This window comes from Pseudomonas sp. 58(2021), assembly GCF_017491585.1.
GTDB classification, from domain to species: domain Bacteria; phylum Pseudomonadota; class Gammaproteobacteria; order Pseudomonadales; family Pseudomonadaceae; genus Aquipseudomonas; species Aquipseudomonas fluorescens_BT.
In genome coordinates, this window is sequence record NZ_JAFGYZ010000021.1 from 28076 (window position 1) to 44620 (window position 16545).

Genomic DNA, 16545 nt, shown 5'->3' on the forward strand with positions numbered 1-16545 from the left:
ATAATGAGCAACACCCTCTCTACGAAAAAACTGACGATCCTTATATGGATCATCAATCTTTGCGCCATCTGTGCATCGACGCTCAGTTATATCTACCTTTCTTATTACACTTATAAAGAAACCGGTAGCCTGCTGTATTCTCAAATCGTGTTGTTTTCGCCGATGGTGTTGCCGGTTCTGTTCGTCGGGCAGATTTATCGGCTCTCTGATCGCGTCTCCCCACGCACCCTGTTGCTGTTATCCAATGCCGTGGCGTTGCTGGTCGCCATCCTGGTGTATTCGGTGTTGCCGACGTTTGCGTTGATTGCCGTCGTCGGCGGTATTGCGATAGGGGCACTGGATGCTTTGCAGCGGGTAGGGCGGATCGTCGCGATCAAGTGCTATTTCAATTCGCAGAACGTGGAGTCGACAGTGCCGCTGACTCTCACGGCGCAGTTCATCGCCGGCGGGATTGCCGGTGCCGCCATGGCGTTGGTCAAGGGTGAAATGATGCCCTGGCACGCCTTGCTGATTACCGCCACGCTGTTTGCCTGCGCAGCTATCGCGGCGTTTCTGCTGCCACGGGCCGAGCGCTCGGTCAGTACCGGGGTGCCAGCGTCCACGGCGCTGATCGCGACTTTTTCGGCGCTCATGAAAAGCACCCCGCAGCTGCGCCACAGTTTCATCAGCTTCATCGTTTTCGTGAGCGTCTATCAGGGTTTCTTCAACGTTTCCCGGATTTTGCTGCCTGCCCACGTGCTGGGTTTGTCGGAAGGTTATGTCGGGCTGTTGCAAGCGGTGAACAGCATCGCTGCCCTGGTCGGAGCCATCGTTTATTACAGGCTGAACAAGCGTGGGCATCGGCTGGCGCCGTTGTCGATGGCGTGTGCCAGTGCATTGTTCATGATGACTGCCGCTTTCGGTGGCGGGTTCTCTTCAAGTTACGTGGCTTACTTTTTCTATATCTTTTTCTTTGAACTGGCATTTTTCAAACTGCAGTCGGATGTGGTATTGGCGACGCCCGGTCATGCCATGCCATTAGTCGCATCGGTTCAGTACGCGGGTGTCTACGCAGGGATGATAGTTACTATCTTTCTCGGAACATTATTGGTTGAGCAGGTCGGGCTGTTTATCACCAGTATTGTTTTCGTTGTTACTTACTTGCTCGCTATAAAGTTATTGTCGTTCGGTACAAGAGCCGCCGAGCAAGTCGTTTAATCAAATCAAATAAGACAAGGAAGTCATGAGTCATGCGCATTATTGTGCCGGTGTTTCCGTTCGTCCGTTTTCTCGACCTCGCTAACTGGGTGACAACAATAAATATATTGTTGTCCTTCGCTGCGGTCGTGACCGCCTACCGGGGAAGTCTGTCCTGGGCCGCGAGCATCATATGCCTGGCGGCCATTCTGGATTTCGTTGATGGTCACATCGCCAGAACCTGGCTGGCCGCTGATGCTCCCCGTCGTGCCTTCGGTAAACACCTGGACAGCTTTGCCGACCTGTTGAACTTCAGCGTTGCGCCGGCGCTGATCCTGATTCTGCTGTCGCCTTCCTTGCCCGGGGTGTCGGCCGCTGCTGCGCTGGTGCTATCGGGTGTTCTACGCCTGGCGGTGTTCGCCATCAACGACCCGAATGCCCCGGTCGGTTATCGCGGATTGCCAACCACTTATTCCGGCCTGCTGTTCGCGCTCGCGTTCCAGGCTGTCGCCGCTGGCAAGGCTTCGGAACACAGCGTTCTGTGGCTGACCTTTCTGATTGCCGTATTGCAAGTCACCAGCCTGAAACTGCCGAAATTCAAGGCGGTTCCTACGGTGACGTTCATCGCGGTGGTGTTTTCTCTGAGCAGTTTTCTCCTGCACAACGCATAACTACATGGAGCGTTCCTTATGAAACACGTTGTTTTGGTCGACAGCACGGTCAGTGGCCTGCTGGCCTTTGAAGCGGCCAAGCGTCTGGGTTGTTACGTGACCTTCATTCACCAGCGCGACATGTCGTTCCTGACCATCTCGGTCAAGGGTGATCAATCGAAGATCGAACCGTACCTCAAGCATGTCGATGAATACATTCGGGTCGGATCGCTGGAAGGTAGCGAATTCCACGACCTGCTGGTCAAGCTCAACGAAGCCCGCAAGATCGATGCGCTGATCACCACATCTGAAGCCGCCATTGTGGCAGTGGCCAGAGAGTCGGAGTGGCTGGGTACCCGTTATCCAAGCCACGAGCATCTGTGCGGTGCGGTCTATAAAAGTCGTCTGCGCGAAACGCTGCGAGCCAATAATGTTCGCTCACCTGATTTCCAGGTACTCACTGAAAGCCAGCTGGCTGAAGGTGTCGCGCCACGACTGGCACTGCCGTTCGTGGTCAAGCCTACCCGTGGTTTCTCCAAGCAGTTTTCCGCGATCTGTTTTACTCGGCAGGATTTCGACGGTTTCGTCGAGAACATCCGCCAGGCCCGTTCCGAATCGGACCCGATGATCGATGGACTGGTCAGCCGTGAATACCTGATCGAGGAATACGTCAAAGGCACGCTGCATTCGGCCGAAGTGATCGTGCAAAAGGGCGTGGTGTCGTGCTATGCGACGACCATCCGTTTCCGCGCCGAGTACAACGAAATCCTCGAAATGACCGCGACCATGCCGTCGGGTCTGGACAATGCCGCGCGTGATGAAATCAAGGCATACGTACAGGATGTTTTCAGTGCGCTGAAACTCGATATCGGTCTGTATCACGTCGAGCTGCTGCGTGACGAAAAAGGTCCGTGCCTGGTGGAAATCAATGCCCGCATGATGGGCAGCGTTGCTCCGCAGATGTACCGGATGCTGACCGGTATCGATCCCTTCGAAATGCTCATTCGCCTGCACCTGGGCGAGACCATCAAGATCGACGATTCGCTGATCGAAACCGCCGGCACCGTGGTGACGGTCGCTTCGCGTCATGGCGGCAGCATTTGCGAAAGCTACGACCCAAGTCTGTTGCAGCCGCTTCTGGACAAGTACGCCATCGAGTTCTGCACGGCGCACGTGGTTCCTGGCCAGCAGGTGAGTGTCTACAGCGGCAACATCGGCACTATCGGCCATGTGATCGTGCTCGACAGCTGTCCGTATGCCGCAGCGAAAAAAGGCAATGAGTTCCTGGCCGAACTGTCGCTGTTGTACGGCAACGAACTGGCGAAATACACCGGCCCCGAGTTGTTGTAAATCGTCGTTGTACCCGGCTCCCGGTGGCCGTCACGGCTCACAACGGAATGTAATGACCTCTCTCAATGGAAGACGACATGCAGTCGATGACTTTAGTCAGTCCCTTCGAGTTTTCCGGTAAGGCCGGAACACTGGAAAGCCTTGCCCCGTTTCTGCAGAACGGTCGTGTGCTGCCTCTGCACCGGTTCACTGTGGGAAACTGGCGCAATAAACCCCAGGCGATTCTGGATTACTGTGTCGGGCGCTTCGGTGATCAGCCTTTGATCGTGCGTTCGAGCAGTCTGACCGAAGATCAGGATGGCACCTCGGGCGCCGGGATGTACGACTCGGTCGGTAATGTCTGCGGCGCGCCGGCGCTGCAGCAGGCCATCGAGCAAGTGATCGCTTCTTATGGGCAGGCGCGTGACTTCGATGAAGTGCTGATTCAAAGCATGGCGACCGGGGTGCTGGCTTCGGGCGTGGCGATGACCCGCGATCCGGAATCCGGCCTGCCGTATTACGTGGTCGACTATGTGCCCGGTCACGGAACCGATGGCGTGACGGCCGGCACCGGCACCGTTCATTCATTTGTTGCGATCAAGTCCCAGACCGCTGCAGAACCGGCAGCGCTCAAGGGGCTGTTTGCCTTGCTGGCCGAAGTCGAACAACTCACCGAACGCGATGCGCTGGACATCGAGTTCGCCATTACCGAAGACGGGCCGCTGCTGTTTCAAGTGCGACCGATGACCGGACAAGGCATCGACAACATCGATGCGCGGGCGGACATCGGGTTACAGGCGGTACTCGACTCGGAAGTGGTGCTACTCGAAGGACTGGCCCGCAAAACCCGTCAGCCCGAACTCGGCGTGCATGCCTTTCTGGGGCTGATGCCGGACTGGAACCCGGCCGAGATGATTGGGGTCAAGCCACGTCCCTTGGCCTACTCGCTGTACAAGGAACTGATCACCGACGTGAACTGGGCATCGGCCCGGTTCCGCTATGGCTACCGTGACATGCGCAACAAGCCGCTGATGTATCAGTTCAGCGGCTCACCCTATATCTGCATTCCCTACAGCGTGGAGTCGTTCATCCCTGCGAGTTTGCCGCTGTCGATCGTCAACTCGGTGGTCACCCAATGTTGTGAACATCTGGGGGCGCATCAGTCGTTGCACGACAAGATCGAGTTCTCGATCATTCCCACCTGTTTCACACCGCAACTGGCTGCGATGCCCGCCGAGTCGATCCCGGCCTTCAAGGGGCTCAATGCCGGGCAGCGCGCACTCTATCTGGCCGAACTGAAAAGCGTCACCGAACATATCATCAGTGCCGATGGCCCGTTCTTTTCGGATCTGACACGACTGCCGCGTATCGAACAGAAGGTAGAGCGCCTGGATCGCGACCCTGAGAACGTCGATCCGTTGCATCGTCTGCGTCACGCACTCGCCGATGCGAAGGTCGTGGGCGAAGTGTTTTCCGGGGTCGCCCGGGCAGCGTTCGTGGCGACAGCGGTGATCAAGTCGCTGGAAAACCAGCAGCGCATTCCGGCGGGTTTCACCGACTGGATGATCGGTGGCGTGCACACGGTCGGGCGCAAGATGGCCGACGACTTCCGCATCCTGCACAAAGAAGCGTTCCTGCGCCTGCATGGTCATGTGCGGCCTGGCACTTATGACGTGCGTGTGGCGCGTTATGACGAAAGTCCGCAAGCGTATTTCGACTGGAGCACGCCGCCGCAACGGGCCCAGCGTGACGAAGGGCCAAGGGTGATCAGTGGCGAGATCCGCCTGGCGGTGCAGCAGGCGTTCGACGAGTGCCGGTTCCGGGTGTCGGCGGAGCAGTTTTTCAAGTTCCTCGATGCCGCCGTGGCGGCGCGCGAGAAGGTCAAATACTTGTATGGCGCGTTCGTATCCCAGGCGCTCAAGGCGCTGGCAGGCTGGGGGCGCGAGCATGAATTGAGTCTCGATGAACTGAGCTTCGCCAGGCTTGGCGATTTTGTCGGCAACCTGGAAGAGGTGCGACTGGACTCGATTCGCGACAAGATCGCCAGTAACCGCACGCGCTGGCAACAGACGCAGAACATTCGCACCCCGGTGATCGTCTGCAAACCGCAGGATTTGCTGGCTCACGCCATCGAATCGTGCAACCCCAACTTCATCACCCGCAGTTCGACGCAGGCGCCGGTCGCGGTGTTGCGTGCGGAAGACATCGGCAAGCGCGATATCGAGGGCTGCATTGTCCTGATCGAAAACGCCGATCCCGGATTCGACTGGATTTTCACCCACCGCATCGCCGGCTTCATCACCGCCTATGGTGGGGAAAACTCGCACATGTCGATCCGCGCCAGGGAGTTTGCGATTCCCGCCGCCATCGGCGTCGGTGACGTGAAGTTTCGCAGCTTGCTGAACAGCAAACGGTTGATCCTCGATTGCGCCGAGCGGCGGATTCAGGTGCTGTCGTGACGTTGATCGCGGTGACCATGCTGCGTCTGTTCGATACCGCGCGCCAGGAGTGGCGCGATGCGATCGACCAGCGCTGGACGGCGTTTCTGACGCAATGCGCAGTGCTGCCGTTGTACCTGCCGAACGATCCCGTCGTCAGTCGGCAATTGCTGGAGCGATTCGAGCCTGACGGGGTGCTGCTGACCGGAGGTGGAAGCTGTCAGGCTCTGACCGGCAGCGCCGATCTGCGCGATGAGACTGAAGCGCTGCTGCTGGATTGGGCGCAACGACGGCGATTGCCGGTGCTGGGGGTGTGTCGCGGCATGCAGGTCATGCTCACGCGGGCTGGCGCCGCACTTGCACCGGTCACAGATCATGTCGGCAGTCACGACATCCGGTATCGCGGTGCGCCCCGACGTGTCAATTCGTTCCACGACTACGGGTTCCGTTCCGTTCCGTTGGGCTATGAAATCGAGGCAGAGAGCGCCGATGGCGTGATTGAAGCGGTCAGCCATCCGGACGCCCGCCACCGCGCGGTGATGTGGCATCCCGAGCGCAATTCCCCCTTTGACAGTGCCGACCTTTCGCTGGTCCGCCAGGTTTTTGGAGTTTCACCATGAAGGCAATCATTCTTGCGGCAGGGCGCGGCAGCCGACTGGGATCGCTGACCGATCAACGGCCCAAGGCGCTGGTCGAGTTTAATGCGATCCCGTTGATCGAGCGCACGGTCAACACGTTGCGCGCCGGCGGTATCAGCGAAATCGGCATTGTCGCCGGTTATCGCAGCGACATGCTTGCCGCCTACGCTGATCGGCTGTTCATCAACCCGTTGTGGAGTACCACCGGTATTCGCCAGTCCTTGAGTGCGGCGCAAGCGTGGCTCGACGACGAACCGTGTGTGGTGAGTTATGGCGACATTTTCTACTCGCCGGCTCTGGTGCGTAATCTGACGCAAGCGCAGGGCGATATCGTTCTGGGCTATGACCCACGCGCAGTCGAGCTCTGGCAGCAACGCTTCGAGCAGCCGCTGGACGATATGGAGCGCTTTGTCATCGATAACGGACAGATCTGCGAGATCGGCCATCGCGCGCAGTCGCTGGAGCAGATTCAGGGGCAGTACATGGGCTTGTTCAAGCTGACCCCGGCGGGCTGGCGCGGATTGAATGAACAATTGGCGGATCTGAGTACCGAACAGCGCGATCAGGTGGACATGACCTCGTTGTTTTCTCTGGCAATCGAAGCGGGTATCCGGGTTCAGGGAGTGCCGACCCATGAACCCTGGGGCGAAATCGATTGCCCGTCGGATGTGCGATTGTACGAGCGGATTTATCCACAGCTCTGACGATTGCCCGTCGTAAAAACCAAAAGCCCCACGCTGCCGGACAGCGTGGGGCTTTTTTTTGCGGTCGCCGTGTTACTGGGCAGCGATGCTGTAACCGTCGAACGCGGTCTGCTGTTGCAGGGCCGTGATGATGTTCTTGCGGTTGATCGCGTGTTCGGTGCCGGCGTTGTCGACGAAGGTCTCGCCTTCGATTTCTGCTTCTTCGCCTTCCCCGACGAAGGTGAAGCCGAGGAACTCCAGCGCTTCACGATCCACGCTCAGGCGCGAACGCGGCGTGCGCAGGGGCAGGGTCACGCTGATGCCGTCCTTGCTGATGCTGAACACTTCGACATCTTTCTTGGCACGGGCAGCCTTGCTCTTGCCGCCGCCCGGGTTGCTGATGGCCTGATGGGTCTGGTTCAGCACCTTGAGAGCCAGGCCGTAGACGATTTCCTGGAACGCCGGGTCGTCCTTGAAGCTGGACAGGATGCGGCTGATCGGGAACTTGCTGCTCAGGTCTTCGAGCGCCGCAATGTCGGCTGCCTCGGCGTCCTTCAGGCGCTTGAGCTGGCCCATCAGCTCGTAGGCCTGATCGTCATCGAAGCGATCGTGAGCCTGACGGATCGCGGCGCGCAGTTCGCGGATCTGCTCGCTCTCGCGGGTCGACTGGAACGCGTCGAGCACCATCTCGCTGATGATCTTCGCTTGTGGAATGTGTTGTGAAAGATTGATGGAGTTTTCGTATTCCGCTTTGGACGACAGGGTGACTACGGATTCAGCGGTGTTGAAATCGGACATTGAAATTTCACTACTTTTAACTTGGGATAAGACGAGAAAGCATGGGGGGCTTTTTCAGGCCGACTAATTTAGGGGAGCGGGGCGGTGTTGTCACGGAGCAACGGCCCGATGGAGATCATTTGCCTGGCGTATTCAGGTTCATCGAGCGGACGATCCACCGCTCGGCGTCCTGTTGATCCACCGGCAGCGAGAATTGAAAAGTCGCCCCGCGCCCGGCGACATCCAGCAAGCGGATCTCGCGTCCATGCAGTTGCAGGATCCGGTGCACGATCCTCAGACCCAGCCCGCCATCCCGTCGCGCGCCGCCGATATTGAAGGGACGCAGGAACAAGCCTTCGCGCAGTTCGGCAGCGATACCGGGCCCGGAGTCGCTTACGGTCACCTCGACCAATTGGCCACGTGACATCAGGCCGAGTTCGATTTCGCCGCCTTGCGGTGTGTGACGCAGGGCGTTGTCCACCAGATTGGTCAGCACTCGTTCGATCAGCCCGAGGTCGGCGCAGACGGCCGGCAGGTTGGCGCTGAAACGGGCCTTGAGCTCGACGTTCCGGGCTTCGGCCCCGAGTTCGAATTTCTGGAAGATGTCCTGCACCAGGTCGGTCAGGGAAAACTTCTCCAGTATCGGCTGCACAAAACCGTGTTCGAGGCGCACCAGTTCCAGCAAAGACTGCGCGAGTCCGCCGACCTTGCGGCTCTGGTCCAGGGCAATCCCCAGATAGCGGCGGCGTTCTTCGGGAGACAGTGTGGCGTCCTTGAGCGACAGGGTTTCCAGATAACCGTGCAGCGAAGCCAGTGGTGTGCGCAGGTCATGGGAAATGTTCGCCACCAGTTCCCGGCGTTCCTGATCCTGGCGGGTCAATGAGCGCCACTGTTCACCGAGGCGGTTTTGCATTTGTCGGAACGCCGCGTCGAGTACGGCGATTTCATCCGGATCGGCGAACTTGTCCACAGCGTTCGGAGTGACAGGAAGCGTTTGCGGCGCACCGTCGATGTCGAACTGGCTCACGGTTTCGGTCAATCGTCGCAGCGGTCGGGTGATCAGGTTGAATGCCGTCAGACCGGCAATCAGACACAGGAACGCCACCAGACCGATGGACAGCAACGCCGTATTCAGCGCCGCGCTGGTGGCGCCACGTTCGGCAAAGCGATCATGGGCTTCACTGAGCAACACCACGTAAAGATACCCGGCCGGCTTGCCGTTGACCTGCAACGGGGCGGCGCTGAAGACCTTGCGGCCGTCGAGGCTGCGCGGGTCATCACCAAGGATCGGCAATGGCTGATCGTTGAGCAATCGCTGAATCGGCGCGAGATCGACAGTCTGCCGACGCAGGCGTCCTTCCGGCGCCGCATTGCCAACGATCCGCCCTTCGGTGTCGAGCAGGTACACCTCGACACTCGGGTTGACCAGCATTAACTGGCTGAACAGTTCGCGCACCGCGCCAGGCATCAGGCCGTTGCTGTCCATCAGCACCGTGTCGTGGGCGATGTGCTGCGCCAGATCCCGGGACAGGCCCTGCACCACCTCCAGTTCATGCATCTGGCTGGAGCGCACCTGCAGCCACGCGGACGTGCCGCAGCACGCCAGCAGCAACACGGCGAATACCAGAGACAGGCGCTGCGTCAGGGTCAGTTTCATGGTTGCTCTGCGCTCGTGCCGAATTTGTAGCCACGGCCCCACACCGTAAGGATGCGCACCGGTTGTGCCGGATCGGCCTCGATCTTCGCCCGCAGGCGATTGATGTGGGTGTTGACCGTGTGTTCGTAACCTTCGTGGCTGTAGCCCCAGACTGCGTTGAGCAGATCCATGCGCGAGAACACCTTGCCCGGCTGGCGGGCGAAGAAATACAGCAGGTCGAACTCCCGAGGCGTGAGATCAAGACGCTGGCCGTTGAGGGCAACGTCACGGGTGATCGGGTCGATGGTCAGGCCATCGAGGCTCAGGCTGCCGGCGTCCATCTTCAGGTTGCGCGCCATGGCGTCCACCCGACGCAGCAGTGCCTTGACCCGGGCGACGAGTTCGAGCATCGAAAACGGTTTGGCGAGGTAATCGTCGGCGCCCAGTTCGAGGCCAAGAATGCGGTGCAGTTCGCTGGAGCGGGCGCTGGTGATGATGATCGGCGTATAGCGGGCCATGGCCCGGGCGCGGCGGCAGATTTCCAGGCCATCGACGCCGGGCAGCATGAGATCGAGGATGAGCGCATCCCAGTGGCCTTGTTGCAGCAGGCGCATGCCTTCGTCGCCATCGGCGCTGTGCACCACCTCGAATTGTTCGTCCCGCAGATGCAGGCAAATGAGGTCAGCGATGTGCAGGTCGTCCTCGACCACCAGGACGCGTTTGGTCTGTTCCATGAAGCTCAATCCTTCGGCGCAATGTGCGCATTGTGCGGGTTTTCCTCGGGGCGAGTTATCACGAATTGTTTAACTTCCCGTGAGGATTTGGCGATCAACCCAAGCCTAGGCTGTGTTCCACGACAGGCATCTGGAATTTTGGGAGACGGCCATGTTTTCACGGCGACAGATTCTCGCAACAGGCGGCGGGCTGGGGCTTGCAGCGTTACTGACGGGTGTATTGCCAAAATTATCCACGGGCTCCGCGCTGGTGAGTGAGGCGCTTGCCGACGAAGCTTTCGAAGTGACCCACAGTGACAGCGAGTGGCATGCACTGCTCACCGACGAGCAATACGACGTGCTGCGCAAGGAAGGCACGGAACGGGCCTACAGCAGCCCACTGAACAACGAGCATCGGGCCGGCACGTTTGCCTGTGCCGGGTGCGATCTGGCGCTGTTCCCGTCGGACACCAAGTTCGACAGCCGCACCGGCTGGCCGAGCTTCTGGGCGCCGCTGGAACACGCCGTGGCCACCCGCCAGGACCGCTCCTTCGGCATGACCCGCGAGGAGGTCCATTGCCGGCGCTGCGGTGGTCACCTGGGACATGTCTTTGACGACGGGCCAAAGCCCACCGGCCTGCGCTACTGCATGAACGGCCTGGCCATGACCTTCAAACCCGTGGCGGTTTGAGTCATGGCCCGCCTGCAATCTTCACTCACTACAGGACGACACCATGTGGCTCTTGGTTCTCGCTTATCTCGGCGGTGTGCTGACGATCGTCAGCCCGTGCATCCTGCCTGTTCTGCCTTTTGTCTTCGCTCGCACCGGGCAGCCGTTTATCAAGAGTGGCTTGCCGCTGCTGGCCGGGATGGCTCTGACCTTCGCCCTCGTTGCGACACTGGCGGCGGTGGGCGGCGGTTGGGTGGTGCAAGTCAATCAGTACGGTCGCTGGCTCGCGTTGCTGTTCGTTGCACTGTTCGGGCTGACCTTGCTGCTGCCGCATCTGGCCGAGCGTCTGACCCGGCCGCTGGTGTCCGCCGGCAGTCGCCTGTCGGAGGCCGCCGGCCGGGACAATCGTCCGCGTCCCGGCGCGTCGTTTCTGATCGGTGTCGCCACCGGGCTGCTCTGGGCACCGTGCGCCGGGCCAATCCTCGGCTTGATTCTGACCGGAGCCGCACTGCAAGGGGCAAGCATCGCCACCACGCTGTTGTTGCTCGCCTACGCGGCGGGCGCGGCTACGTCGCTGGCTGCGGCGCTGCTGCTGGGCGGTAAGGTTTTTGCGCTGATGAAGCGTTCGATCGGCACTGGCGAGTGGATCCGCCGCGGGCTCGGCGCTGCGATGCTGGCCGGTGTGGCCGCCATCGCGCTGGGCCTCGATACCGGGATTCTGGCACGGGTCTCGACGGCCTCCACCGGCGGTCTGGAACAGGCACTGGTCGGCAAGCTCGCGGGAAAATCCCCTCAAAGCAACGGCACGATGATGGCGCAGATTCCCGCTGCGGATGATGCGGCGAACAGCAGCATGATGGCCGCCGGTGGCGCGATGAAAATGGCTGCCAAGGCGCCGGGCTCTTTGCCGGTCGAAGGTCAGCTGCCGCCGCTCGATGGCGCCGTGCAATGGCTTAACTCCGCCCCCCTGGATGCACAGGCATTGAAGGGCAAAGTGGTGCTGGTGGATTTCTGGACCTACTCCTGCATCAACTGCCTGCGCACGCTGCCTTATGTCAAAGCCTGGGCCAAGAAGTACAAGGATCAGGGCCTGGTGGTGATCGGCGTGCACGCACCGGAATTCGCCTTCGAGCGTGACGTAGGCAACGTCACCAAAGCCATGAAGGAACTGGGTATCAACTACCCGGTTGCCGTCGATAACGACTACAGGATCTGGCGTGCTTTCAGCAATGAATACTGGCCGGCGCATTACTTTGCCGACGCACAGGGGCGCATTCGTTACCACCACTTTGGCGAAGGAGACTACGCCGAATCGGAACGCGTCATCCAGCAACTGCTGCGTGAGGCCGGTGCGAAAACCGTCGCCGACGGTTTGATCAATGCCGATGCACAAGGCGTGCAGATGGCGCCGGACATGAATCAGGTGCTGTCGCCGGAAACCTACGTCGGCTACCAGCGCGCGGAACATTTCGTACCGGAGACCAGCCTCGTGCCTGACAAGGTGGCGGCTTACACGACGCCGACCAACCTGGCCCTGAATGACTGGAGTCTGGGCGGGCAATGGGCGGTCGGTGCCGAGCGCGCCACCGCCAGTGCGCCAGCCAGTCGTATCGTTTACCGGTTCCATGCCCGTGACCTGCATCTGGTGCTGGGGCCGGGTACGGACGGTAAACCGGTGCGTTTCAAGGTGACCATCGATGGTCAGGCACCCGGCGATGCCCACGGAGTCGATGTGGCGCCTGACGGCAGTGGTCGGGTAACCGAGCAGCGTTTGTATCAATTGGTGCGGCAAAACGATGGGGTGAAGGATCGAACCTTCAGTATCGAGTTTCTCGATCCGGGCGTGTCGGCCTACGCCTTTACCTTCGGCTGATCAGGAGTGCGCGACATGAAAACTCGAATTATCTGGCGTCGTCTGTTGCTGGGCGTCGCAGCGGCCGGGGTGATCGGTCAATGCTCGGCATTTTCTTTCGGCGCCGAGGAGGGTGTGGCCATTGCGCCGCCGGCTCTTGATGAGAACACCCAGGCACACAGCGAGACGGCAGTGTTCGCTGGCGGCTGTTTCTGGGGTGTGCAGGGTGTTTTCCAGCACGTCAAAGGCGTGCAGAAAGCCGTTTCCGGATACGCTGGCGGCGCGGCCGACACGGCGGAATATGAACGAGTCAGCGAGGGCGACACCGGGCATGCCGAGTCGGTGCAGGTTACCTTCGATCCAACTCAAGTCAGCTACGGCAGCCTGTTGCAGATCTACTTCTCGGTGGCCCACAACCCGACCGAACTCAATCGTCAGGGGCCGGACAGCGGCACGCAATATCGATCGGCACTGTTCCCGGTCAATGCCGATCAGCAACGAGTGGCCCAGGCCTATATCGCTCAACTCGATGCGGCGCATGCCTACAGCAAACCCATCGTGACCAAACTGGAAACCTACAACGGCTTCTACCCGGCGGAGGATTATCACCAGGACTTCCTGACCGAACACCCGACCTATCCATACATCGTGATCAACGACCTGCCGAAAGTGGCGCAGTTGAAGCAACTGTTCGCCGAACGTTATCAGGAGAAGCCGGTGCTGGTGAAAAGCGGGTCGTGATCACTGGTTATTGTGCGGTCACTGGCGACTGTCGGGCGGCGAGGGTTCGCAGTGTCCAGTAGAGCTTCAGCGAACGGGTACTGATCAGGCCGCACATGAAACCCGATACCGTGGACTTGAGCAGGAGCATATCCGCAGAAGCAGAAAACTCCGGATTTACGTCCTGTTGATATCCGAAGTAGAAGTTCGCTGAAAAAAACATCAGGAGCATGATCAGGATTTTCACGGTGCCTGGCATGATCAGCCCGGTCGCGGAGTCGTCGAGTACCACGCCCTTGCGGGAAAACACCAGCCAGGCCGCGAGACCACCCAGCAACAGCGCGCTGAACCAGCAGCCAAGGAAGAGGACCGGGTCAATCGTCAAGTTCACGGAGTACAACGACCACGCCAAAAATGCGGGTGGTGTGATGAGCATCGAGAGACGGCTTTCACGGCGGGGAGAAAATGCCTTGATCCCGAAATAAACCAGCAACAGAAAAATCACGTACGCCCGTATCGGGGTGTTTTGCAGAATCGTTAGCATCGTGCAGCATCCATGCTGGAAAGAGATAAACGAGCATAGTCGTTATCGAACTCAAGGCAAAAGCACCTTCCTGTTTGGCTAATTGATCACTGCGGCTTCAACGTCGGCGATGGGTGGTCCTGATTGGAAAAAGTCGCTGCGAATATCTCGTTCGACACTCGTGATGAACACATAGTCCGGTTGGAATCGTTCAATGAGTGAGACGAGCCCCTCAGGTTTGAGCGGCAGATAATACACATGCAATGTTTCGGTAAAGGTGGCCGACATCAAGGGAGACATTGACATGCCAAACGAATCACGTAACCAAAGTACTTTTTTCGCATTCAGGGCGTGTGGCGATTTGACCAAAAGAGGTGACGCCGGAGACGCGACACCGATGTTTTGACCCGCGAATGTGATGTCACCGGAGTTGAAGTCCTGGTGTTCGACCGTTAGTGCGTATTCGTCAGGGAAATTGAGCACGGTCTCATGGTCGGTCAGCGACGCTTGAATCCTCAGAAACTGGGCCAGGTCACCACCAAGGCGTTCGTGAGTTTTCAGAATCAAGGGTTCCCGAGCCTGCGGCCATATCAACCGAGCCTGGCTTTTCGAAAGGCTTTTGCGCAACTCATCGAAGGCGATCCATGCACCTGCGTTGTTCCAGTGTGTATCGGTCTTGTAGTAGAGCGGATGGAGAAATTGTTCTTTGGCCTTGAGCAACGCCTTTGTCGGATCGACATAAATATCATCTCGCACGTAACGCAGCAGCACATCGGTTGGCCTGGCAGGGGCGTGCGACGACCAGTCCGGGAGGTGTTCCGGATATACGGAGTCCTTGTCCGGGCCTACGACAATACGAAAGGCGACCACGCCTTTGTTGTTCAACCATTGACTCCAGGCCTCTACGGACCGGGCGACTTTCTCGACTGTCCGAGTATCTTCCTGGTTCATACCCATACGTTTCGATGAAATCGTATTGGCGTAGTCGTCACCGAGAAACAGCCAGCCATCCTTGCCGATGATGACTTTCCCCGGACTGATGGACAGCCCGATGGGGTAGATCCATTCGCTGATGACAGCATGAAATGAATCCATGTTGTACAACACCTTTGATTTCCACCATTTCACGTCGCTCTGTGCCGTGAACACCTGTTTAAGATTGATCGCCGGTACAACGCTCATGATCAGCACTGTCAGAGTGAGTGCCGCATACAATTTCTTTTTCATTGGCGGCATCCTCAGAAATTGAAGTAGAGGAAAACGGGGCTTTTGCTTTGCACGCCGGTGTACAGCGCGAGGCAAAACAGTGTGGACATTGCGAGCGCCTTCGCATGCCCGAAGTCGCTGCGAACGGTGAGTTCGAAAGCATTCTTCTGGCGAATGATCAGCAGGGCGATCGCGATCATCAATGTGGGTGCAAGGTTGGCGACCAGGCCTGCGGGAAGGATCTCTAGCAAACGGTCGGAAAAAATCCCTCCCCATGCAAGATTGGCGGTCGGCACGCTATTGACGGCGAGTTGATGGATTGAGTCGAAATCTACCAGCCCACGAAGTATGCGCAGGGCATCGTCAACGGTATCGGCTCTGAAGAATACCCATGTGATGTTCACGAACATGAAGGTAACAATCCATGCGACAGGATCGGGCAGCGACATGCCCCATTGTTTCCAGATCCGATGCATGACGATGGCGCCGCCGTGTAATGCTCCCCAAATGATGAACATCCAGCTCGCGCCATGCCAGAGTCCACCGAGAACGAAAGTAATCATCAAATTGAAATACAAGCGCTGCCGACCCCCTCTGTTACCGCCTAGCGGTATGTATAGGTAATCGCGAAGATAGCGGCTCAACGTCATGTGCCAACGCCGCCAGAAGTCCTGGATGTCCAGCGACTTGTAAGGTGAGTTGAAGTTGACTGGCAGCCAGATGTTGAACAACAGCGCTGCACCTATTGCCATGTCGCAATAACCACTGAAGTCAAAATAGAGTTGAAAGGTATAGGAAAGGCTGGTCGCCCAGGCGCTGAAAAAATCATGGCTGGCACCTTGTGCGAAGCCGGCATCCGCCCAGATGGCGAATGTATCGGCAAGCACGACTTTCTTGAAAAGACCGATGCTGGAAATAAACAGCCCCATCATTATGTTTCTGTGGCGAACGGCGAGCGTCCAGCGCGACTGAAACTGGCTCATCATTTCTTTATGGTGAAGAATCGGCCCGGCGATCAAGTGAGGAAAGAACGTTACAAACAACGCATAGTTTACGAAGCTGTACTCTTTCGCGAGGTTCTTGTAGCAGTCCACCAGAAAGGCGATCTGCGTAAAAGTGTAGAAGCTGATGCCCAAAGGCAGAACGACCTGGACAAAAAACAGGTCTGTACCAAGAGCCGAGTTTATGTTGTCGACAAGGAAATTGGCGTATTTGAAGTATCCAAGCAAGGCCAGATTCGTGACGATTCCAATAACGAGAATGGCTTTTTTAGATAGGCAAGACGTCACAGGTCGGTTGGAGGTCGCAAGGCTTTTTCCCACAATGAAATTGAATCCAATGGAGAGCCCGAGCAAAGGAATATACGCGACGCTCCAGTGCCCGTAAAAGATCAGGCTGGCAATGACAAGCCAGACTTTTCCAGCCGTGATCAGTCGTTTGCGATTCAGGAAAAAGTACACAAAAAAGACAATGGGAAGGTAGATCAGGAAGAATTTTGGGGAGCTGAAGGTCATGAAGGGCCTGGAATGTGTCC

The 16545-nt window shown here is 58.3% G+C and carries 15 protein-coding genes; 9 read left to right on the plus strand and 6 right to left on the minus strand.

The features are described 5' to 3' along the window. The first annotated feature begins 3 nt into the window (after positions 1-3). The 6 genes from J5M72_RS22225 to J5M72_RS22250 all read left to right on the plus strand — a co-directional run bounded on the left by J5M72_RS22225 (position 4) and on the right by J5M72_RS22250 (position 6935). Positions 4-1197: an MFS transporter gene (locus J5M72_RS22225; protein ID WP_169431822.1), complete on the plus strand. Its 1194-nt coding sequence runs from the start codon at positions 4-6 to the stop codon at positions 1195-1197. A 32-nt stretch (positions 1198-1229) separates the two neighbouring features. Then, positions 1230-1847, plus strand: a complete 618-nt coding sequence (locus tag J5M72_RS22230) for a CDP-alcohol phosphatidyltransferase family protein (RefSeq protein ID WP_169431821.1) — start codon at positions 1230-1232, stop codon at positions 1845-1847. An 18-nt stretch (positions 1848-1865) separates the two neighbouring features. After that, positions 1866-3176: an ATP-grasp domain-containing protein gene (locus tag J5M72_RS22235; protein WP_169431820.1), complete on the plus strand. Its 1311-nt coding sequence runs from the start codon at positions 1866-1868 to the stop codon at positions 3174-3176. A 77-nt stretch (positions 3177-3253) separates the two neighbouring features. After that, a complete protein-coding gene (locus J5M72_RS22240; protein ID WP_207867109.1) occupies positions 3254-5614 on the plus strand; it encodes a PEP/pyruvate-binding domain-containing protein in 2361 nt (786 codons plus the stop codon). Further along, a complete protein-coding gene (locus J5M72_RS22245) occupies positions 5611-6213 on the plus strand; it encodes a gamma-glutamyl-gamma-aminobutyrate hydrolase family protein (protein ID WP_207867110.1) in 603 nt (200 codons plus the stop codon). Before J5M72_RS22240 ends, J5M72_RS22245 begins: the two co-directional genes overlap by 4 nt. After that, entirely contained in the window at positions 6210-6935 is a 726-nt protein-coding gene (locus J5M72_RS22250; RefSeq protein WP_207867111.1) for a phosphocholine cytidylyltransferase family protein, read from the plus strand. The genes J5M72_RS22245 and J5M72_RS22250 overlap by 4 nt, the downstream gene beginning before the upstream one ends. Positions 6936-7007: 72 nt before the next feature. Here J5M72_RS22250 and J5M72_RS22255 read toward each other — a convergent pair whose 3' ends face one another. The 3 genes from J5M72_RS22255 to J5M72_RS22265 all read right to left on the minus strand — a co-directional run bounded on the left by J5M72_RS22255 (position 7008) and on the right by J5M72_RS22265 (position 10061). Further along, complete coding sequence (locus tag J5M72_RS22255; RefSeq protein WP_169431816.1) at positions 7008-7712, minus strand: hypothetical protein; 705 nt, start codon at positions 7710-7712, stop codon at positions 7008-7010. A gap of 115 nt (positions 7713-7827) precedes the next feature. Continuing rightward, positions 7828-9348 (minus strand): HAMP domain-containing sensor histidine kinase, encoded by a 1521-nt coding sequence (locus tag J5M72_RS22260; RefSeq protein WP_207867112.1) that lies wholly within the window; start codon positions 9346-9348, stop codon positions 7828-7830. Beyond that, positions 9345-10061 (minus strand): response regulator transcription factor, encoded by a 717-nt coding sequence (locus J5M72_RS22265; RefSeq protein WP_096822804.1) that lies wholly within the window; start codon positions 10059-10061, stop codon positions 9345-9347. Before J5M72_RS22265 ends, J5M72_RS22260 begins: the two co-directional genes overlap by 4 nt. A 151-nt stretch (positions 10062-10212) precedes the next feature. Between J5M72_RS22265 and msrB the strand changes: the two genes are divergently transcribed. From msrB to msrA, 3 genes are read left to right on the plus strand one after another with little or no spacing between them, the layout of a single operon-like run. Then, positions 10213-10731: a peptide-methionine (R)-S-oxide reductase MsrB gene (msrB, locus tag J5M72_RS22270; protein WP_169431814.1), complete on the plus strand. Its 519-nt coding sequence runs from the start codon at positions 10213-10215 to the stop codon at positions 10729-10731. A gap of 43 nt (positions 10732-10774) precedes the next feature. Further along, positions 10775-12583, plus strand: a complete 1809-nt coding sequence (locus tag J5M72_RS22275; RefSeq protein ID WP_207867113.1) for a cytochrome c biogenesis protein DipZ — start codon at positions 10775-10777, stop codon at positions 12581-12583. A 15-nt stretch (positions 12584-12598) separates the two neighbouring features. Continuing rightward, positions 12599-13303: a peptide-methionine (S)-S-oxide reductase MsrA gene (gene msrA, locus J5M72_RS22280; RefSeq protein ID WP_169431812.1), complete on the plus strand. Its 705-nt coding sequence runs from the start codon at positions 12599-12601 to the stop codon at positions 13301-13303. A 7-nt stretch (positions 13304-13310) separates the two neighbouring features. Here the strand turns inward: msrA and J5M72_RS22285 are convergent, their stop codons facing one another. From J5M72_RS22285 to J5M72_RS22295, 3 genes are all read right to left on the minus strand, one after another. Further along, on the minus strand, positions 13311-13826 hold the full coding sequence (locus J5M72_RS22285) for a hypothetical protein (RefSeq protein ID WP_207867114.1): 516 nt from the start codon (positions 13824-13826) through the stop codon (positions 13311-13313). 78 nt (positions 13827-13904) lie between these two features. After that, positions 13905-15032: a hypothetical protein gene (locus tag J5M72_RS22290; RefSeq protein WP_207867115.1), complete on the minus strand. Its 1128-nt coding sequence runs from the start codon at positions 15030-15032 to the stop codon at positions 13905-13907. 11 nt (positions 15033-15043) lie between these two features. Then, the gene (locus tag J5M72_RS22295; protein ID WP_207867116.1) at positions 15044-16525 is read right to left on the minus strand and encodes an MBOAT family protein; all 1482 of its coding nucleotides are present in this window, start codon (positions 16523-16525) and stop codon (positions 15044-15046) included. Positions 16526-16545: the final 20 nt, after the last annotated feature.